Source organism: Cyclobacterium sediminis, from assembly GCF_054781075.1.
Genome location: NZ_BAAGVC010000044.1, coordinates 422,763 through 442,215 on the forward strand (window position 1 = coordinate 422,763; position 19,453 = coordinate 442,215).

Genomic DNA, 19,453 nt, shown 5'->3' on the forward strand with positions numbered 1-19,453 from the left:
TTCCAGAATTTGGATGGATTAAATAAAATTAGAGGGAAAACCACCGGAAATAAAAAGATATTTTTTATCATGGCTAATACCGGACTGATAAATCCCCCATTTCAGGTTAATAATATCATCCCCGGTACTGATCATGACAGTGTCAACAGCAATGTCAAAGCCATCAACGCCACTTGATGATGTTGAAGATTGCTTACAGGAGGACAATAGCAGTATGCCCATTAATAAATGGGTGAATATTTTCATAGGTTCAATTTGACCTAAAATTTTAAATAATCAAATTTTTAGGACTAAAATTTCAGTTTAAGGTCTTTGATTTGGGGTTTTATTGGTGGTATTCCAGTTCTTTTAATTAATTTTATTTCAATTGAGTTAGGGTAGAACCTCGAAAATAGGTTGATTTATCCTGCTAAATTTATATCCTCGAAAAGCCATTCAAAAAAAATAACTGTTTGCGTGGATGATACTGAATTGTGGGAATTACCCCTTACAAGAACCAGATCCCCAATGGGTATGGCTTTGATACAAGCAGAGATTATCTGGATGCTATTCCTCAGGTTCAACGAGAATTGAATCCAAACCTAACACAGAACCCAGGTGGGGACTAGGATTAAATATTTATATTTAAATTAAAAGAATTGAATGACTTGCAGTATGTTTAAGGCATACCGCAAGTTGTTTTTTCATACATTAGAAAATTAAACCTAATTAACACATAGACAAATGGTTAAAAAACTTTGTAAGCACCGGTGGTATCTATTTTTTTTTGCCTTATTACTAAGTACTTTGAAAGTAGAAGGTCAGAATAACAACTTTGTTTCACCTGAAGTGGAAACAGCACGAACTGATGGGTATGAAAAACAGCTGGAGAATTATCTCAGACATTATCTCGTAGAAGAATATGAGGAACGAGCAGAAAAAGCATGGAACCGGGATTATAGCAGTCCTGATGCTTTGAAACGTAGCGTGGAACCAAACCGAAGAAGGTGGGAAAAAGTACTGAGTCCCCCAAAGCTTGTGAAGAGTGGAACAATTAAAAGAAAGCCTTACCCTTTGAGGGAAATTCAGGCGGAGTGGCTTGAGCTGCCTCTTGGAATGCTTTCCGCGGAGGCCATTCTTGCTTTTCCTGATGGTGCGAGTGAACAAAAAAAAGTGCCCATCATAATTGTTCAACATGGCATTGGAAGTACTCCTGAATCTCCTTTTTCTCCCGGACCTTATCATGAATATGCCAAAGGGTTGCTGAATGCCGGATTCGCTGTATTATTACCATTGAACCTTAGATCCATAGAAAGACGAAATAATGTAGAACGTTTTGCACGATTGGCGGGCACAAGCTTACCCGGAATAGAGTTGGCTCGTTTGCAACACCTTTTAGATATTGTCCTTGCTGATTCAAGAATTGAGCCGGATAAAGTAGGTATGTGGGGTGTTTCCTTAGGTGGTATGGCGACCATGTTCTGGATGCCCCTGGAATCGCGGATTAAAGTGGGGGTAGTTTCAGCTTGGTTTAATGAGAGGAGAAACAAAATGGTGGTGCCGGATGAGCGTTACTCCAGCTTTTCGCCTAGGGAAGAACATGCTTTTTTTACTGGATGGCTATCCGAATTTTCAGATTACGATATAGTTTCCTTAATTGCTCCACGACCATTGATGATACAACATGGAAAGAAGGATGGAATAGCCCATTGGCCTCAGGTAGTGGAAGAATATGACAAATCAATAGTTCATTACCAGAAATTAAAAATGCCTGAAAGAATAGAACTAAATTTGCATGAGGGAGGCCATGAGGCAATTGTGGATGAGGGAGTAAGGTTTATGAATACCTGGTTAAAAGAAAACGATTTATAGGGGAGGATGAAATTTTACTAGTTTAGCTATAATTGATTATTACATGTGGAGAATTGAAACCGGATTGAACTTTGGCAGTTTAGGGTTGGTAATTTTATGGATGATATTCTGTTCCTAGGGAAATTAATGTACTGATTCTACTTTGGCTACTGAATTGTGTTTATTACCCTTTTTTTGAACTAATATTTGTAGTAGCTTTACTTTAAATAACTAACTATGGATGCTACTTATGATGCTGTGGTTGTTGGCTCAGGGCCTAATGGACTATCAGCAGCAATTGTTTTACAAAAACATGGATTAAATGTTCTTCTAATTGAAGGGAAGGAAACAATAGGTGGTGGCATGCGTACCATGGAGCTAACCCTTCCCGGTTTTAAACACGATGTTTGTTCGGCCATACATCCCATGGCAGCAGCAGCTCCATTTTTTAAGACCTTGCCTCTTGATAAATACGGTCTTGAATATATCCATCCTAAAATCTTGGCAGGTCATCCTTTGCCTGATGGGACAGTAGCTTCTTTGCATCGGTCACTGAATGAAACGGCAGATCAATTGGGAAGAGATAAGCAAACCTATACAGATTTGTTAAAGCCCCTTGTTGCGCATTGGGAGGGCTTGTCTTCCGATTTTTTGTCCCCACTTAAAATCCCAGAAAATCCAATTAAACTTGCTCGGTTTGGCTTGAATGCCTTGCAACCAGCAACAATGCTTGCCAAAAAATTTAAAGAGACCAAAACCAAGGCCCTATGGGCCGGTATGGCCGCCCATGGGATACAGCCATTGACCAATATCACTACCTCAGCGATTGGAATGGTACTAATGGCTGCAGGTCATCATGCAGGCTGGCCCATGCTTAAGGGCGGTTCACAATCTCTTGCCAATGCTTTGGCCGACTATTTTGAGTCCTTAGGGGGTAAAATTGAAAAGGGGAAAATGATTACTGATTTTAGTCAAATCCCCAATGCCAAAATGGTAATGTTTGACTTGAGCCCTAAAAACCTGTTGAAAATAGCCGGAGGGAAATTTTCAAGTCTATACCGCTGGCAGCTGAATCGTTATCGGTACGGAATGGGCGTATTTAAAATGGACTTTGCCCTATCTCAGCCCATACCCTGGAAGTCAGAAGCGCTAAGTGGAGCAGGTACGGTTCATCTGGGAGGGACAATTGAAGATATTTCAAATTCAGAAAGGTTGACCTGGGAAGGGAAGTATACAGATAACCCATACGTACTTTTAGCCCAACAAAGCCTATTTGATGCAACACGCTCTCCGGAGGGATTTCATACCGGATGGGCTTATTGCCATGTACCATCAGGTTCTGAAGTGGATATGTCACCGGTGATTGAGAACCAAATTGAGAAATATGCACCGGGCTTTAAGGAAACCATCATAGGCAAGCATACTTTTAACACCAAAGAGATAGAAGATTATAATCCCAATTATATTGGAGGAGACATCAATGCGGGTGTTCAGGATTGGTCTCAGTTGTTTACCAGACCGGCCGTAAGGATATCTCCCTACCGAACTTCAAGTAAAAACATTTACATTTGCTCTGCCTCAACCCCTCCCGGAGGAGGAGTGCATGGAATGGGAGGTTATTATGCGGCCAAAAGAGCCATTAAAGATTTATTTTAAGTTTTATTGAGCCTTTAAATTTTTGTTAAAATAAATGATGTACGAATTTATAAAGAAATATATAATCACATTAATCTTTTACCTTACCGTGATTCTCCTCTTTGTGTCTATGGTCTTTGCTAGATTAGTTAGAGAGCCCTATCCAAGTTTAAATATGCCGGCCTTTACAAGAAGCGGTATCAATGAAGGTGTTTTACCTGCAAGTTATTTTGAGATCATTTATTTGAATAATGATAAGGAAGTGTGGAAAGGAGACCTAAAGGAGGTAGTCAAACCAAATAATTTAATTAGGTATAGAAATAATATGCATTTTGCATTTTTCAATCAGGCAGGAACAAATCTGGAGGCATCCAAAAAACAAAAGGGAAGAATAATAGCATTAATTCCCGGGGGAGTACAGCTACATGCAATCTTAAAGGAATGGACTACAAATGATGTAATAGGCGGGGCAAATAATGAAGTACCTAAAGTGATTTTTAAAAAGAGACCTTTTGAATCCGAAGACGTGACCGGTTTTATTGTAAAAGAATACAAAGAATACTATCATTTAGTGGATGGGTTTCAGAATAGGGAGATTGTTAGACAGAAAGAATTTAAATTTAATGATACTGTTAAAAATTAATCAGAAAGTCACAGATTGGCTTCATAATACCTGGAAGCCCACGTTTTTTCAATTAGGGCTTACAAGAATATTGTTTTGTTTGGGCTATTTTATTGTTGGTTTCCCACATTTTCACCAAATTTCTACATTTGATTTGGTGTTTTTTGATCCACCTCCTGGGCTTTCATTATTGATTGGCCCCATTACATCGGGAGAATTTTGGTGGACTTTTGATTTAATTTCACGAGTAGTTTTTGTTGGTGTATTGGCAGGTTTTCGTACGAAGGAATCCTCAATCATATTAGGCCTGCTTTTACTGTTCGGATTTACTTATGATTATAGTTATGGGAAAATAAATCACAATATTTTTCCGGTGATTTTCCCTCTAATCATGGCATTTACCAACTGGGGTGGTGCATTGTCGATAGATTCGATTAGAAAACAAAATTTAAAAATAACACCTAAAGGTTGGCCATTGACTTTTCTTTCCTTTTTATTGGGTTGGGGTTATTTTACAGCCGGATTACCGAAACTGATAGGTGGATGGTTGGATCCATCTTATTCGAGTACAGCCGGGTTTATATTGCGAAGATATTATTCAAGTTCAGGTCCTTTGTATTTGAATGAAATGTTTGTTAAAATAAACAGTTTGTTTATCAATAAAGTGTTTGATTACAGCACCTTGATATTTGAACTAGGTTTTATTCTCACTATATTTTGGTCGGCTGTATATTTAAGAGCCGTGGGAGTGGCGGTTATGTTTCATTTAGGAGTACTTCTAACAGTAAATATACCTTTCACACTTCACGTCTTAGTGTTTTTGCCCTATATCGTTTATTTTTATTTTGATAGAAATTCTAGGATTTCAGAAAATTTTGAGCACTTTTTACTCGAAAATAAGAAGTATTTTATCATTGCTCTACTGATATTATCCGTAGGAATCGTTGCGGATTTCAATCCTCATTTATTATTTCATAGACATTTAATTTTGTTTTTGGTAAGTATACCATCAATACTTATGCTTTTGCCAAAGCCTTTTTATAGGTATTTTACAAGGAATTAAAATTAGGCTAGTCTGATGAATTTGAGCGAAAAGGGCTTATATATTTTTATTGACCACAAGTTCATAGAAAAAATCCCTGTAATTACCTCCAATGGTAATGTGAAGGTCTTTGTCAATTAGTTTGACCTTGTTGCGACTAATAATCTCAATTTGATTGACCGAGACAATATAGGATTTATGGATTCGAATAAAGCCTTTAGAAAAAAGGCTCATTTCATAATGCTTGATGGAATTTAGAGTAAGTATTGGCTGCTCTTTTCCTATCAGATAAATTTTCACATAATCTTTATACCCTTGCAGGTAGGCAATGTCTTTAAGCTCCACTTTAATGGTGAAATGCTCTACTTTTACAAAGATAAACTTAGATGATTCATCATTTTGGGTTTCTTGAAAACTTGGTTGGGGGCTTAGGTTTGGCTGAACTTCAGGAATATAAATTACTTTACTTACGGCTTGAAAAAACCGACTGAAACTGATTGGTTTCAATAAATAATCAATGGCGTTGATTTCAAATCCTTTCACTGCATATTCACTATAAGCAGTGGTGAATATTACTTTGGGTTTGTTGGATAGGCTTTCATAAAATTTAATGCCATTGATATCGGGCATATTGATGTCCAAAAACATTAATTTGATGTCATCATGGACAACACAATCCAATGCTTTCAAAGGAGAGTCAAATCTACCTTTTAACTCCAACATCGGCATCCTAGAGATATAATCCTCCAAAATATCCAATGCCAATACCTCATCGTCAATGATTATACAATTGATTTTCATTTCTTTATTTTTAGAAAAGACTTGAAAGTACTGTTTTCATATATTTGCTTAAAACTGTGCATACCGGGGTACAACAATTCCAACCTTTTCTTTAAGTTCTCTAGGCCTACACCGGTTTTGTTGGTGTTGATGTTTTCATCATCCCTTTTACCCACACTATTGATAACGGAAAGCAGTATTTCATCGTTGTTTTCGGTGAATGAAATTAGGATAAAGGATGGGGTAACGTAACTGATCCCGTGCTTGAAAGCATTTTCAATCAATGTAATGAATAGCAGTGGTTCTACAGCATAATCTTCATTTAATAGAGAAAAGTAACATTTAATTTGTGGAGCATTACTGTCCGAAAATTTAAGTTTTTCGAGGTCAATGTAATTTTTAATAAAATCGATTTCTTGGTGAATGGGTACTTTTTCTTTACCCGACTCATACAATACATACCTCAACATGTTTGACAGCAGCATGATAGAAGGGGTGGTGTTTTTGGATTGCTTACTGGCCAGTGAATAAATATTATTTAAGGCGTTGAAGAGGAAATGAGGGTTAAATTGATTTTTTAAAAAACTAAGCTCCTTGATGATTTTTTGCCGTTCTAATTCATCATACCTTTTGTGCTCCTGTTCAAACTTGGCAATCAGTTCAATGGCCGTGCCCAAAGCCATAATCAATACAAACCTGAAAATAGAAGGAATCAAAATAAACATTTGACTTCTTCTCGAATCAAACCTTGATGGGGGTCGGTCACCTTCTAAAGAAATAAAATCTAAAAAGGTATATTGAAAAGTTAGGTATAAGGCTAAAAAAAAGAGGATAAATAGCGTATATTTCAAATATTTTCTTTCAAAAATTAATTTTGGGAGTAACCAAAAAATATTTATTAGATAGAAAATAGCAATGCTGCTATTTGGAATGTTAAGGTGAAAGTTTGGCCTGGTAACTTCACTTTTATTTGAAATAATAAAAAATACTGGGAATAAAATTATTCCCAGTATTAAGACATGAACCAATGTCTTTAAGATCACTTTTTTTTCAATTTGAAGCATTTATATGGCTTTGATCAATTTAATCCTCTTCATCATAATATATAAAAGGCTGAAATTCATAGATATCATCAAACCTAAGGCTAGAACTTCTACCTAATAAAACATACGCCCTACTATTGACAGAGAAAGCTGAAGCACCGGCTCTATACACAGCTTCAATTGGAGTTTTTTCTTCCCATGTGTCATCGCTAGGATGGTACTCCCAGGTACTTCCCATCACTGAACCAATAGATCCGGCTACAATATAACCATAGGAATCTATAGAAAATGCACTGGCTTCACTTCTTACGATCCCATAGTCATCACTATAGTCCAGGTCATTTTTTCTTGTCCACTCTAAGGTGTTGCCATCCAAAGCCCAGAAATCATATTCATATGACCCGTTGTTAATGCCTGTTCCAATATAAGCGGTATCATCGATTACAAATACAGATGCTCCTTGGCGTTTGGCACCTCCCATAGAGATTATTTGCGTCCAGGAATCAGTAGCAGGGTCATACTGCCAAAAATCTTTTTGTTCACTTCCATCATATCCAGTCCCTATATAACCTTTGTCAACAAGAGAAAATCCAATGGCATTGTATCTGGCTGTTCCTCCAAATGAAGCCACCTCTTTCCAGGTGTCCGATTCCGGATCGTATTCCCAAAAATCATTAAGTTTATCAGTGCCATCATAGCCGGTTCCTACATAGCCTTTTCCATCAATCGAAAAAGCTACGGCATTGCTACGTGCTTCTCCTGGGAAATCTGCTTTCTTGATCCAATAATCTCCTGTGGCATTGTATTCCCAGAAATCATTTAAATATTCATCTCCGGTATAACCTCCCATAATAAAGGCTCTGCTATCAATTGAGAAAGAGGCAGCATTGGAGCGGTTGCTACCTTCAAAATAAGATCTCTGGACCCAATTACCCTCTGAAGTGGTTTCATCATCGCTGATACAACCTCCTAGTAAGAAAACTCCTACAATAGCTCCTATTAACAAACGTGTTTTATTCATAATAATTTAATTTAAAGGAAGAAATACAATATCTAGTTTTATTTTTTGTTGTGTTGATTGGGAAGAAAAAGCCAAATAACTTGTGGTAAATGATGTGCTCTGAGGGATGGTAATCCATAAAGCATTTCCATTGTCGTAATTCGTGTTTAACTGGCTGTCAATAAAATTCTTTACAGGAATTTCAAAGTAGGTGTTTTCGTGAAATTGATCATCAAAAGCGGTCATGCCTACAGTACCCAAAGAACCAATGATATCGTTGTCTTTATCCACGACGTATACACTGATTGAAAAGGATGGCGTATTGAAATAATTATTATAAGTTCCCGGCTTCACCGGTAGGTGAAGTAGGGCCGAAGAAATAAAGAAACTCTCGGAAATCTCTTTAAGGCTTTGGGTTTCCGGGAACTCGATTCTTATTCCTGAATTGTAGAGTGGGTCCACCATTAAAGTCCCTGAAGTTTCCTCCGAACTTATATTGGTATAGGCTTCAAATCCTTGAAAAATCCCATAGGATTTATCTATTGTCAGGTTAGTGAATTGTTCTGTACCACTTTGCACTGTAATTTTAAAGAAGGAATTGGTTTGAGCAATGTCCGTTGAGGATTTATAATAAAAACCGATATAGGACGTCTCCCCAAATGTCAGCAAAGGTCCTGTGCCTACTGACTCAAGTCTAAATCCTTTGAAATATTCTTCCAAATCATCGTTTGTTTTGAAGATAGAGCTACTGGATTTTGATTGCTCAAAAAGCTCAAGACCAAACTGGTAAGGTAGTTTGATTGTAAGCGAGTCTTTGTGGGGCAAAGCTTGAATTGCTTTGCTTACCAATGGACTGGACTCGTAACTAAATGTTTGAAAATTATAAATATATCCGTCATCATCAGACTCCGGGCTTTCTTGTAGTTCATAAATATTGAGATCAAAAACAGGGATAGTGTCATAGTGAAAACTTTCGTAGAAAAGTACAAGTACTACGGAGTCCATTTGTGCCTCATCGTTCATCTCGATATTACTTTCTGCACCAAATTGTATATAAGGTACTGCATCAATCTTTCCTCTAATGGTGTCTTCATACGAACCCAATAAAAAACTACTTCTATCATTGGTTACTAAACTGTCTTTAAAATAACTATACAATAGAATATCTGTGCTTTCGATCAAACTGACATCCAGCTGATCATCGTCCTTTATAACCTCAGGTTGGACAAGGATGTCATTTTCAAAACACCCTGTCATTAATAAAGCCAAAGCAGACATGCAGAAGTATTTGATTGATCTGAAGATTGATTGCATAGCGTTAATTTTTGCCTCAAACCAAATCAATCTTCCTCGATTAATAAGATAAAATAGACATAAGTGTCAATCTTCTCGACGAAAGGCCTTTTGTTATCTATGATCCTTCAAAAAGTAGTAATAGGGTTGATTTTCCTTGTTGGGCGGTAAAAAAGATGAATTCATCTATACAAATTAGTTCTAGGGCTATTATAGAAGCATGATTCATTTTGTAAGCCTAGCTTTCCGAAAAATTCAAAATGACTTTTCCTATTCGATCGCTGTGTTTATGTCTTATGTCCCTACTGCTAACAGGAAATTTGTTGGCACAAAGGGGAGATGGTTCTTTGTATTCTTCCTATGGAATTGGCTTGATAAATAATGACAATGTAGGACATGCTGCAAGGCTTGGGGGAACCGGAGTGGCAGTGCAATCTCCTTATTTCCTAAATCTAGTTAACCCCGCATCTAATATTATGATTTTCGGAGGTTATAATTTTATGGTCGATGCAGATGTAAAGTATCAGATGATGAACATCGCAACATCTGATGAAAATATTGATGTGAATAGGACGAATCTGTCTCATGTTTCTTTTTGGTTGCGGCTTTCAAAAAAATCTGCGATCAATTTTGGTATTACACCTCTTAGTAGTGTTGACAACAGTTTTATGGAAACCACCTATTTTGTGGGCTCTGATGACCCTTATTCTAAATTGACCAAAAATTATGGTGACATAAGTAAAGTTTATATTAATTACGTTTATGCTTTACATCCTCGGCTCTCTTTGGGTATAAGACCATATTATGCTTTCGGAATTATCAATAATAATAATTCCTACGCTCTAGAAGGTGATGGAGAGGGGGCAATAGATGATTTTCAGTTGAACATAAAGAATAGCTATAGTGGTGCAGGGGTGGATTTGGGTTTACAATATGTAGCTTATCAAAATAAAGACAAAAAACTATTGATGGGCTTGGTTTACCAAGCTCCTGCATATATGGTGGAAACCATCTCTGAAGAAATTCAACTTTCGGGTTCAGATACCTTATTGTTTGATTCTTCAGGGGATAAGGAGAAGATTGATTTTTATCAGACAATAAAAGCAGGATTATCCTATCAGAATAAAAGTTGGATTTTTGCCGCAGATTATAACTACAAATTATTTCCTGATTCTTGGGAAGATTATGTAGCTGCACATCAAGTTAACCTAGGGATAGAGTATGTACCGATTTCTAGTGGCTATCGATTTCCTCAAAAATTAAGTTACGCTTTAGGAGGGTACTATGATACCGGAAACTACCAATTTCAAAATCAAGCGGTAAATCGCTGGGGACTTACTGCCGGTATTGGGATTCCCATTCAAGGTTTCACAAGGTTGAATTTATCATACCAGTTTGAAAAGCAAGGAAGTACTTCACTCCTTTCCAGAGAGACGACCCATGCTATTGTCTTAAATATAAACCTAGCAGATGTATGGTTTCAAAAGGTTGGGTATAAATAAAATATTGATTTAATAAAAAGTGCTTAAATTCTAATTGATAAAAAATGAAAATTCCCTTAACAATCCTTTGTACCCTCATCCTCTCTTCCTTTACTTTATACGATTATAATCAAACAACCCTGAATTTAAGTAATTTGAATTTAGATCTTGGAGGAGATGTTCGGGTGCAGGTTTTTAAAAAACAACCCATAAATTTGCTGGTGGAATTGGAGCCTATTGAGAAAATCCAAATCCCATTGATCAGCGCCGGACATATTAATCTTCCTACTCTGGAACCTGGAGAATACATGATTTCTGTTTTTCACGATAGCAATAAGAATGGAAAGATGGATTATAACCTATTAGGTAAGCCCAAGGAAGGGTATGGTTTTTCGGGAGAATTTTACTGTGGAAATAAAAATTCCAAACCCGAGTCCTATTATGTTTTTCTGAATTCTGGAAAGCAACAACTTTCCATTAACGTCTGTTATTAAGCGATCTATTAACGAAATACGCAAAAAAAACACCAATCCCCGCTCACCCCATCACCAATCACTAAATCACCCACTCAGCCCATCACCGATCTCACCCATCACTCTTCCCAATATCCTACCTGAAGACCCTATTATTTACCTTAAAACCAATTTTTTAAAGTAAAAGGTTTTGCATATGCCCCTAATTATTGAAAACCCTTCTATCTTTACAGAAAAGGCAATTTGCCTTAAGCTTAGGTGCAATTTAAGAAAAGGTACCAACAACCATTTCAAAACCACATAGAAAAACAACCATGAATAATAGGCATAAACTATGGAGTACGTCACTTGTACTGGCAGGAATATCTTTATTAGGAATTATTTTGATGCTTGTAATGGCCAACCAAGATTTGGCCGGTTTATTTGTGTTGGCCTTTTTCACTTTTCTGCTTGTTGGGATGCAAGGCTATTCACGTTTAAAAGGCTTTTCATTTACTGTCTGGGTAATTGCTGCTGTGGCCATAAGCATGATTTATCCAGGTTATATTACTGAAGTAGGAGGGTACGATACAGAGGGGTTTATTGTTCCTTTAATACAACTTATCATGTTTGGTATGGGGACTACCATGGGCATAAGGGATTTTCAAGGGGTTCTGAAAATGCCTAAAGGGGTGATCGTTGGATTGGTTTCTCAGTTTACCATCATGCCTATTTTAGCCATTAGTTTGGCTCTTCTTATGGGCTTTCCGCCAGAAATAGCAGCAGGAATTGTCCTAATAGGTTCATCACCAAGTGGTGTGTCCTCCAATATTATCACTTTTCTAGCCAAGGGGAATCTTGCCTTATCCATTACCCTAACGGCTTTTACAACCATATTGGCACCTTTTTTAACGCCATTGTTAATGAAACTCTTGGCAGGCCAATTTATTCCTATTGACTCTTTTCAAATGATGATTAGTATTATCAAAATGATATTTATTCCCATAGTAGCGGGAATGGTTTTCAATAAGATATTTAAAGACAAGGCAGGGTGGATGCATACCGCCATGCCTTTTGTGGCCATGGCCGCCAATGTAATTATTATCGCTGTGATTGTAGCTGCAGGTCGAGATAGTCTTTTGGAAATTGGTCTTTTACTTTTGCTAGCGGCCATAATTCATAATGCAAGTGGCTATGTGTTGGGTTATTGGGGTTGCAGGCTATTCAAGATGAATAAAATTGACAGCAGAACGATAGCCATTGAAGTGGGAATGCAAAATGGAGGAATGGCTGCAGGAATAGCTTCTGAATTAGGCAAGGCAGCTACCTTAGGGCTTTTCCCTGCAATTTTTGGCACATGGATGGATATATCTGGTTCCTTCCTTGCCAATTGGTGGCGAACCGAACCATCCGATGAAAATGGAGTTTCTAAACCATCTGATGATCCTCACCCTCTAAAAGAAATTGAAAAATAAAGTTTGATTTATAAATGCCTGTAACGGTTTTAAATTTTTAGGAAAAAATGGCTTAAATGTTTATTGACTTGAGTGTTAATCTAAAGAAGCAAATTCACTTTTATTTCCTACCGAAAAGGGTTTAATATTTAGCTTGAATGCCAGAAATAGCTATATTCAAGGGCTGAGCTCTGTTATTTGGCTATGGTCCGTGGTAGTGGATGTTTTGTCGAGGTTTTGCCTTAAAAATCAATTCAATCCATTGGTAAAAAACTTATGGTATGGAGCAATTGAATAATTTTGTGATGAAGAAAGGAACTCCTAACCGGTCACAAGATGCACTAAAAAGCTGCTAAATGTAAACGCCCTCTTGGCTCTGTCAAGAGGGCGTTTACCCACATCTTCAACTGTCAGAAATTATCATAGTTGTTGATTACCAAATTATCTCCTTCAAGAAGACCAATTAGTAATCCCCCATGCCAAACATTCCTTTTCTTGCACGCTTGAAAGTAAACCATGAAGGGTTAACAGCGGTAGAACCCGGACTGTCCACCTGGATTAATTTAGATGCAAAGGGTTCGTAGGCTGCTCTAGGAGCAATATTACCTTTGGCTACAATTATTTTTTGGCGCTTAACATACACTCCATTAGAGATTAATTGGTGGGCACTATTAGGGCTGGAAGCCAAAGTTGTAAGCAAAACCAAGTTAGGTTCATCCAAAGTAGACCCATCCAACTGAATAACGGCAGTATGGCCCATGTTCCAGTATCTTCCACCACCGTGTCGTACTTCAGTTTCCAAATACCTCCCCACATTTAAAGAGCGAACATGGCCTTTGATTCTTACAGGCTTGCCATGCATATCATCTGTTTTCCCACCAACTTCAAAATCAAAATCATTGCCAATACCTGCTTTTTCGGCCACAGCATAGGCTTCAGGGTCTGCTATTACCATCACCCAACCTTGGGCTCCTTGCTTGATTAATTCTTCCAATAAAAACGAACTATCACCAGTAGATCCACCTCCAATATTGTCTCCCATATCTATCAAAACAACCGGACGGCCTTCATGTTCCATGGCCATTTTAACGGCTTCTGCAGGCTGGGGGCTATCAAGTACAGTTTCATGCCGAGTGGCCCATAATTTATCCGATAGCCTTTGGGCTTCCTTTTGTGCTAGTTCTGGATCATTGTCAGTAACGACAATTACTGATGGGCCCATCCATGGTACATCGGCGTATTGATAACCTCCTGAAACACTAACGGCAAGAATTTTATCATTTTTCTCCATTTCTTTGCTCTCAGTAGTGATAGGAAGTAAGGGGTTAGAATAAGTACTTTGATATACGATATTGTATACCATAGGGGCCTTTACGATGGCTTGGGTAGGTTTAACCCCTTCCTTTACCATTTCAGCCATGATTTTTGCAGCTTGTAATCCACGGTCAAAAGTGTCAAGATGTGGGTTTTCCTTAAAAGTGATAAGGACGTTAGAATATTCGACCAATTCAGGGGTGACATTGGCATGAAAATCATGGGTAACAATGATTGGCATTTTAGGACCAAAAGCTTCTCTAACCCTTTTGACAATTTCTTCGTCACCGCTAGGGTAGCTCTCAACTACCATTGCACCATGAAGATTAAGCAATATACCATCCAGTTTAGGTCCGGCTTTTAATTGCTTAATTATTTCATCCATTATGGTATTGAAGGCATTGTCTGTAACAGGTCCCATAGGCCTTGCTCTGGTGACCACTGTTGGGTAAAGTTCTAAACCAAAACGTTTTGAACCTTCAATATAGCCTGAACTTATGGTTTGTGAATTTGCAAAGGAGAAGAACTTTTTGGCCAGTTCTTCCTGAGATTCCCCCTGTTTATAATCAAATAAATCAAGGGTCGTTAATTGACTGCTAAATGAGTTTGATTCGTGGGCAATTCCTGCTACCCCTATAATTGGTTTTATTTGTGCATTAGCTGTCAATAAGAAAAGCAGCGCGAGTGGTAAGACTAAAGTAATTCTTAAGAAAGTGGATTTTTTCATTTTGGTTTTTAATAAGATTTAAATCATTTATTGAATGACTTAAATAGGTGGTTGTGTTAAAGTAAATTCATCAATTATACCCTTTATTTCCTTAAAATTCAATATTTTTCGACGATATAATGTTTGGACAAGGCAGTATAGTTCTTATATTCTTAGTATTAGAAGTCACCACAACTTATCCTAATCCAATAGGTTTAAAAGATCAACAGCTTTAATTTTAGGAAAGGGGCAGTTTTTTTAGCGCATCACTTAATTACGAAAGTTCTTTAGTTCCATTTGTTTTGAGTAGGGAAGCTTATGGCAATTAAGAGGTATTCGCAGCTTTAATGATTTTAACTATTAAGAAGAGAAACCGCAAGGCTTTCTTATTAAATTTTACCAGTATTTACCGTAGAAATAATAAAACTTCAAAAAGTTGCCTACTGTTTAGCCAACTTTTTGAAGTTTTACATATATTCAAGCAATAATAGCCATATTGACAACCATTTTCCTCGAGTTTAAAGAGAAAAATTGCCCAATTTTGCTTATTGCACTTAATTTCTTATCCATTTATTCAATTAAAGGGTCTAAGGACCAAAGCTAATTTCCTTATTAGCACAAACTATCAATTTCATGAAAGCAATAATTTTATCATTATCATTGTTAACCTTACCGCTATTCTTCAGTCTCTCAAATAGGGTAGGGATAGCTCCCGAAAAGACTGATTCAGCTCCAATCAAGGAAGACGCTGAGTACTTGGTGAAAAAGCTAAAGAAGGGTCCAAATCCGATTGATGCCAATTGGGAAAAGGCACAATGGAAAGGAATTAAAGCCGTGACTCTTGATTACCATATGGGCAAAGATCCAAAATTTCTACCCAAAGTACAGGCCAAATTGATGTATGACGAAAAGAACATTTATGGGATTTTCAAAGTAGAAGACCGTTATGTTCGTTCTGTGGTTCAGGAATACAATGGCAATGTTTCTGGCGATTCTTGTGTGGAGTTTTTCTTTTCACCGGATTCAGAGAAGCCTCTAAGTTATTTTAATCTTGAAATCAATGCCGGAGGAACTCCATTGATTTTTCACATAACCAAACCTTGGGACGACTTCACAAAGTTAGGCAAAGAAGATATTGATCAAATTGAAATAGCTCATTCTTTGCCCGAGGTGGTAGACCCTGAGATTTCGGCGCCTACAACATGGACCATAGAGTACAGGATCCCAATTTCCATGCTAAAAAAGCATTCCAATGTCACCCAACCTAAAAAAGGTGTGGTATGGAAAGCAAACTTTTATAAGACAGGAAGTAGGACAAGTAACCCCAACTTCCTAACATGGTCATTTGTTGACAATCCAAAACCAAATTTTCATTTGCCACAGTTCTTTGGCACTTTAAAATTCCAATAAAATTATGGCAATCTGATTCCTAATACTCATTAAAATATTTTCCATAGCACAGCATTCTAGCAATTAGAATTAAATCAGTAATTTAACCACAACCACAACATGAAACGTCGCGAACTTCTTAGATACTTAGCCATAACACCTCTACTCCCTGGACAACTCTTATCCATGACTCCGGAAAAAGAGGAAAGTCCTTTTTTCAAAGGTGATCATCCCCAACAGTTGAATAAGCCAAAAAGAATAGCTGCCATACTTACCGAATACAGACCAAATTCTCATGCAGATGTGATTGTTGGTAAGTATCTTGAGGGGTACAATCAAGATGAAATGGACCCGTATCCGCGTTCAAAGATCGTGTCCATTTTTACCGAGCAGGTTCCGGACAATGACATGAGCCGTGCTATGGCAAAAAAACATGGTGTGCCCATATTTGGCACAGTTGCCGATGCGCTTACCCTTGGCGGTGACGAATTAGCTGTTGATGCAGTTTTACTTATAGGTGAGCATGGCGTCTATCCCATGAATGAAAAATTACAAAAGCTTTATCCTAGGTTTGAGATGTTTTTGAAAATTACTGATGTCTTTAGAGAAACCAAAACTTCAGTACCAGTCTTCAATGACAAACATCTTTCTTACAGTTGGAGACAGGCCAAACGGATGGTAGATATTTCTAAAGAACTTGACTTTCCTATGTTGGCAGGTTCATCAGTACCGGTAGCTTGGCGGATTCCCGCAATTGATACACCATATGGAGAAGCACAAAAATATGCGGTAGGGATTTCTTATAGTGGATTGGATATCTATGGTTTTCATTTGTTAGATTCCCTTCAGGCAGTGGTAGAGCGAAGAAAAGGAGGAGAAACAGGGGTTAAATCTGTTCAGTGTTTGGAAGGAGAGGATTGCTGGCAATTCTTGGAAAAGAACAAATGGGCGAGTAAGTTGTTTAACGAAGCCATTGCACATAGTCTCACCAAAGTTGAAGGAGATATGAAGGAATTGGTGAAATCTCCTGCGGTATTTGTGGTAGATTACAATGACGGGCTTAAAGTGGCTGCTTTCCTTTTAACAGGTTTGGTTCAGGACTTTACTATAGCAGTTGAATTGGAAGATAATCCGAAGCCATTTTCCACTTTTATGCGTTTGCAAGGAAAACCTCACCATCATTTCGGTTGCCTTGTAAAGAACATTGAAATTTTGTTTGAATCAGGAGAGCCCCCTTATCCTGTTGAGCGCACAATGCTCAGCAGTGGGATTCTGGACTTTGCCTTAGAGTCAAGAATTCAGGGACACAAAAAGTTAAACACACCGCAACTTGCAGAAGTCAGTTACCAAACCCCTAATGCGTCTCACTTTTGCTCCTTAGGCTGGGATGAAAATGGTAAAAGGTTGGACTAAGTAAAGTTTGAAAAATCAGAAACCTTGGTTAATGGATTGTTTTTTGATTTAGTTGAAAATCCACGGGTTAGTACTCGTGGATTTTTCTATTTTAAGTATTGGTTAATTATTTTTTGAACCTCTGAACTTTAAAGTAATAAATGCGATTATGGTTTTTAGTTAAATTTAGCTTTCAAAGGAGAAGTTTAGATTCGTGAAACCTTAATGAACCCAAATGAAAAATTTAAGTCAGGAGATTAAGCATGGAAATACCCATAAACCTATGGGGAAAAGTAACAGGAAATTTAATGCCATGTTGCAATGTAAATGTCCTATTTGCAAAGAAGGGGATATGTTTAAAAGTTCAGCATTAAACATTAGTCAGTTCAATGAGTTGAACAAAAATTGTGAAACATGTGGATTTGGTTTTATGCCTGAACCCGGCTTTTACCAAATATCCATGTTTTTTACCTATATGGTAGGAGTAGCCATTTTTGTCATATTTGGTTTCCTTACTTATGTGGCTTTTAATGATCCTCCACTATGGGTATATTATGTTTCTATTTTTATTCCTACCATTTTAAGCACTCCTTGGAATTTGAGGTACTCAAAGGTTGTTATGCTTTATTACTTTGGCGATATAGGAGAAGGTAAATAATATCCACGCTTAACAAGCGTGGATATTATTTTTTTTCAAAAGTGAAGAAGTTGTACTCGTTTTTCCAGTTGACGGTTTCTCCGGGTTCCAATTCAAGTCTGATATAGGGTTCAGCGCAATAAGTTCTTGCGTTGGCCCAATATACAATCTTTTCCAAGCTTTTGTCCCCTGTGATTTTTACTCCGGCGCCGGTTTTGGTGTTCATTACTGAAAATTGGTAATCTTCAGGTGAATCGCTGAAGCCGATCAAGGCATCTGTATAAACGTTTTCCCCCATGTTAAAATACCTGCTAAAGCCAATGCTACGATCGGAAACCATTCCTAAAGAGTCAAAATTAACCACTCTCTTTTCTTCACTGTTGCTGAGATATATGTCATAAGGGAATGTGGTTTTTATATTGGGCCCTGTAAGTTCTTGATCGATTACAAAGAAATTATGGTTGTAGACACTTGTTTTGATTGATTTTTTGCCTGTGTTTTTTAAGGTATGGCTTAATAAAAGAATTGGCTGGTCATCCACTAACTCCACGACTTTGGTGTATAAATAGGCATAGCCCTCCGCATCAGATAATTCATGACTGAACTCCACTCGGTTTTGGTAGGTTTTTACTTTCCATTCCCCGCCGTTTATTAAATCGTAGGTATGGGAGAAACGGTACTCTTCTTCCTTAATTTTTTCTAATGCCCCTATACCAATCTTAACAAACAGGCCGCCTTCTTTCGCTTCCTCATACCCCAAGGGACTAAAATCTTCGACAGGCCCCATTATGGCATCATTGATCAGGGGGTTGTATTTATCATACCACTGTCCAAAGTATTGATGTCCTTTGTATTCAAGGCTTGAAATAACTCCTGACCAATCAAACCTAGAGGCCCGGTAATAGCCGTTTTCATGGTCCGGAAGGTAGAGATTTGCAGTAATAATCCCATTACTAATCACCGCCTGAGGTGGATCAATTAATCTATTAAAGCCAGCAAAAATAAATAAGGTGCTAATCAGAATGGCAATTACATATGATTTACGCATGGTGGTTTTGATTGAGTAGAAGATTAGAAGTTTTACCGGAAATATACGATGTCTTTTTTATTTACCAGTGGAAGAGCAAGAAAAAGAGGTCCGGTAAGCAGGTTAGTGGGGGATGTGGTGAACGTATTATTTTCTTCTTAGATTTTATATAATGTTAATCATTTTTGATATTCGTCCACATGGGTAGCTAGTAGAAAATGAATATTATATTTTCCATTTACATATGTTTTTTTTGTATTATATTCACAAAATTAATTTTTATTTATTACTTTGAAAATAGAATGAAACATTTACCCATAAGTGTTTATTCGTAATAATTATACCAACTATCTTTC

General features: G+C 37.4%; 17 protein-coding genes. 10 read left to right on the forward strand and 7 right to left on the reverse strand.

What is annotated here, in order from left to right; genetic code table 11:
* Positions 1-18: 18 nt before the first annotated feature.
* Positions 19-246, reverse strand: coding sequence for a hypothetical protein (locus tag ACYVHJ_RS23670; RefSeq protein WP_460520161.1), 228 nt, complete (start codon positions 244-246; stop codon positions 19-21).
* A gap of 477 nt (positions 247-723) precedes the next feature.
* Between ACYVHJ_RS23670 and ACYVHJ_RS23675 the strand changes: the two genes are divergently transcribed.
* The 4 genes from ACYVHJ_RS23675 (at position 724) to ACYVHJ_RS23690 (ending at position 5,150) form a co-directional block, all read left to right on the forward strand.
* Positions 724-1,851, forward strand: coding sequence for an alpha/beta hydrolase family protein (locus ACYVHJ_RS23675; RefSeq protein ID WP_460520164.1), 1,128 nt, complete (start codon positions 724-726; stop codon positions 1,849-1,851).
* Positions 1,852-2,067: 216 nt separating this feature from the next.
* Positions 2,068-3,486 carry a phytoene desaturase family protein gene (locus ACYVHJ_RS23680; protein WP_460520167.1) on the forward strand — a complete coding sequence of 473 codons (1,419 nt, stop codon included), beginning with the start codon at positions 2,068-2,070 and terminating at the stop codon, positions 3,484-3,486.
* Positions 3,487-3,520: 34 nt separating this feature from the next.
* Positions 3,521-4,108 (forward strand): hypothetical protein, encoded by a 588-nt coding sequence (locus tag ACYVHJ_RS23685; protein ID WP_460520170.1) that lies wholly within the window; start codon positions 3,521-3,523, stop codon positions 4,106-4,108.
* Positions 4,089-5,150 carry a restriction endonuclease subunit S gene (locus tag ACYVHJ_RS23690; protein WP_460520173.1) on the forward strand — a complete coding sequence of 354 codons (1,062 nt, stop codon included), beginning with the start codon at positions 4,089-4,091 and terminating at the stop codon, positions 5,148-5,150. The genes ACYVHJ_RS23685 and ACYVHJ_RS23690 overlap by 20 nt, the downstream gene beginning before the upstream one ends.
* Positions 5,151-5,186: 36 nt before the next feature.
* Here the strand turns inward: ACYVHJ_RS23690 and ACYVHJ_RS23695 are convergent, their stop codons facing one another.
* The 4 genes from ACYVHJ_RS23695 to ACYVHJ_RS23710 all read right to left on the reverse strand — a co-directional run bounded on the left by ACYVHJ_RS23695 (position 5,187) and on the right by ACYVHJ_RS23710 (position 9,266).
* The gene (locus ACYVHJ_RS23695) at positions 5,187-5,930 is read right to left on the reverse strand and encodes a LytR/AlgR family response regulator transcription factor (RefSeq protein WP_339901723.1); all 744 of its coding nucleotides are present in this window, start codon (positions 5,928-5,930) and stop codon (positions 5,187-5,189) included.
* Positions 5,927-6,760: a sensor histidine kinase gene (locus ACYVHJ_RS23700; RefSeq protein WP_460520177.1), complete on the reverse strand. Its 834-nt coding sequence runs from the start codon at positions 6,758-6,760 to the stop codon at positions 5,927-5,929. Before ACYVHJ_RS23700 ends, ACYVHJ_RS23695 begins: the two co-directional genes overlap by 4 nt.
* A 232-nt stretch (positions 6,761-6,992) precedes the next feature.
* The gene (locus ACYVHJ_RS23705) at positions 6,993-7,973 is read right to left on the reverse strand and encodes a Kelch repeat-containing protein (RefSeq protein WP_460520180.1); all 981 of its coding nucleotides are present in this window, start codon (positions 7,971-7,973) and stop codon (positions 6,993-6,995) included.
* A gap of 6 nt (positions 7,974-7,979) precedes the next feature.
* Positions 7,980-9,266, reverse strand: a complete 1,287-nt coding sequence (locus ACYVHJ_RS23710) for a DUF4270 family protein (RefSeq protein WP_460520183.1) — start codon at positions 9,264-9,266, stop codon at positions 7,980-7,982.
* Between the two features lie 275 nt (positions 9,267-9,541).
* On the opposite strand from ACYVHJ_RS23710, the gene ACYVHJ_RS23715 reads away from it, so the two are divergent.
* The 3 genes from ACYVHJ_RS23715 (at position 9,542) to ACYVHJ_RS23725 (ending at position 12,653) form a co-directional block, all read left to right on the forward strand.
* On the forward strand, positions 9,542-10,747 hold the full coding sequence (locus ACYVHJ_RS23715) for a hypothetical protein (RefSeq protein WP_460520186.1): 1,206 nt from the start codon (positions 9,542-9,544) through the stop codon (positions 10,745-10,747).
* Positions 10,748-10,791: 44 nt separating this feature from the next.
* Positions 10,792-11,220: a DUF2141 domain-containing protein gene (locus ACYVHJ_RS23720; protein WP_460520189.1), complete on the forward strand. Its 429-nt coding sequence runs from the start codon at positions 10,792-10,794 to the stop codon at positions 11,218-11,220.
* Between the two features lie 293 nt (positions 11,221-11,513).
* A complete protein-coding gene (locus tag ACYVHJ_RS23725; protein WP_460520192.1) occupies positions 11,514-12,653 on the forward strand; it encodes a bile acid:sodium symporter family protein in 1,140 nt (379 codons plus the stop codon).
* Between the two features lie 442 nt (positions 12,654-13,095).
* Here the strand turns inward: ACYVHJ_RS23725 and ACYVHJ_RS23730 are convergent, their stop codons facing one another.
* On the reverse strand, positions 13,096-14,673 hold the full coding sequence (locus tag ACYVHJ_RS23730; RefSeq protein ID WP_460520195.1) for a M81 family metallopeptidase: 1,578 nt from the start codon (positions 14,671-14,673) through the stop codon (positions 13,096-13,098).
* A gap of 612 nt (positions 14,674-15,285) precedes the next feature.
* Here ACYVHJ_RS23730 and ACYVHJ_RS23735 point away from each other — a divergent pair.
* The 3 genes from ACYVHJ_RS23735 to ACYVHJ_RS23745 all read left to right on the forward strand — a co-directional run bounded on the left by ACYVHJ_RS23735 (position 15,286) and on the right by ACYVHJ_RS23745 (position 18,091).
* Positions 15,286-16,062, forward strand: coding sequence for a carbohydrate-binding family 9-like protein (locus ACYVHJ_RS23735; protein ID WP_460520198.1), 777 nt, complete (start codon positions 15,286-15,288; stop codon positions 16,060-16,062).
* 99 nt (positions 16,063-16,161) lie between these two features.
* Entirely contained in the window at positions 16,162-17,454 is a 1,293-nt protein-coding gene (locus ACYVHJ_RS23740; protein WP_460520201.1) for a hypothetical protein, read from the forward strand.
* 214 nt (positions 17,455-17,668) lie between these two features.
* The gene (locus ACYVHJ_RS23745; protein ID WP_339901733.1) at positions 17,669-18,091 is read left to right on the forward strand and encodes a DUF983 domain-containing protein; all 423 of its coding nucleotides are present in this window, start codon (positions 17,669-17,671) and stop codon (positions 18,089-18,091) included.
* Positions 18,092-18,116: 25 nt separating this feature from the next.
* On the opposite strand, the gene ACYVHJ_RS23750 is transcribed toward ACYVHJ_RS23745, so the two are convergent.
* Entirely contained in the window at positions 18,117-19,118 is a 1,002-nt protein-coding gene (locus ACYVHJ_RS23750) for a hypothetical protein (protein ID WP_460520205.1), read from the reverse strand.
* Positions 19,119-19,453 lie beyond the last annotated feature (335 nt).

Coding starts and splice junctions, on each gene's coding strand:
- ACYVHJ_RS23670 (WP_460520161.1), bottom strand. CDS start 246: ATGAAAATATTCACCCATTTATTAATGGGCATACTGCTATTGTCCTCC.
- ACYVHJ_RS23675 (WP_460520164.1), top strand. CDS start 724: ATGGTTAAAAAACTTTGTAAGCACCGGTGGTATCTATTTTTTTTTGCC.
- ACYVHJ_RS23680 (WP_460520167.1), top strand. CDS start 2,068: ATGGATGCTACTTATGATGCTGTGGTTGTTGGCTCAGGGCCTAATGGA.
- ACYVHJ_RS23685 (WP_460520170.1), top strand. CDS start 3,521: ATGATGTACGAATTTATAAAGAAATATATAATCACATTAATCTTTTAC.
- ACYVHJ_RS23690 (WP_460520173.1), top strand. CDS start 4,089: ATGATACTGTTAAAAATTAATCAGAAAGTCACAGATTGGCTTCATAAT.
- ACYVHJ_RS23695 (WP_339901723.1), bottom strand. CDS start 5,930: ATGAAAATCAATTGTATAATCATTGACGATGAGGTATTGGCATTGGAT.
- ACYVHJ_RS23705 (WP_460520180.1), bottom strand. CDS start 7,973: ATGAATAAAACACGTTTGTTAATAGGAGCTATTGTAGGAGTTTTCTTA.
- ACYVHJ_RS23710 (WP_460520183.1), bottom strand. CDS start 9,266: ATGCAATCAATCTTCAGATCAATCAAATACTTCTGCATGTCTGCTTTG.
- ACYVHJ_RS23715 (WP_460520186.1), top strand. CDS start 9,542: ATGTCCCTACTGCTAACAGGAAATTTGTTGGCACAAAGGGGAGATGGT.
- ACYVHJ_RS23720 (WP_460520189.1), top strand. CDS start 10,792: ATGAAAATTCCCTTAACAATCCTTTGTACCCTCATCCTCTCTTCCTTT.
- ACYVHJ_RS23725 (WP_460520192.1), top strand. CDS start 11,514: ATGAATAATAGGCATAAACTATGGAGTACGTCACTTGTACTGGCAGGA.
- ACYVHJ_RS23730 (WP_460520195.1), bottom strand. CDS start 14,673: ATGAAAAAATCCACTTTCTTAAGAATTACTTTAGTCTTACCACTCGCG.
- ACYVHJ_RS23735 (WP_460520198.1), top strand. CDS start 15,286: ATGAAAGCAATAATTTTATCATTATCATTGTTAACCTTACCGCTATTC.
- ACYVHJ_RS23740 (WP_460520201.1), top strand. CDS start 16,162: ATGAAACGTCGCGAACTTCTTAGATACTTAGCCATAACACCTCTACTC.
- ACYVHJ_RS23745 (WP_339901733.1), top strand. CDS start 17,669: ATGAAAAATTTAAGTCAGGAGATTAAGCATGGAAATACCCATAAACCT.
- ACYVHJ_RS23750 (WP_460520205.1), bottom strand. CDS start 19,118: ATGCGTAAATCATATGTAATTGCCATTCTGATTAGCACCTTATTTATT.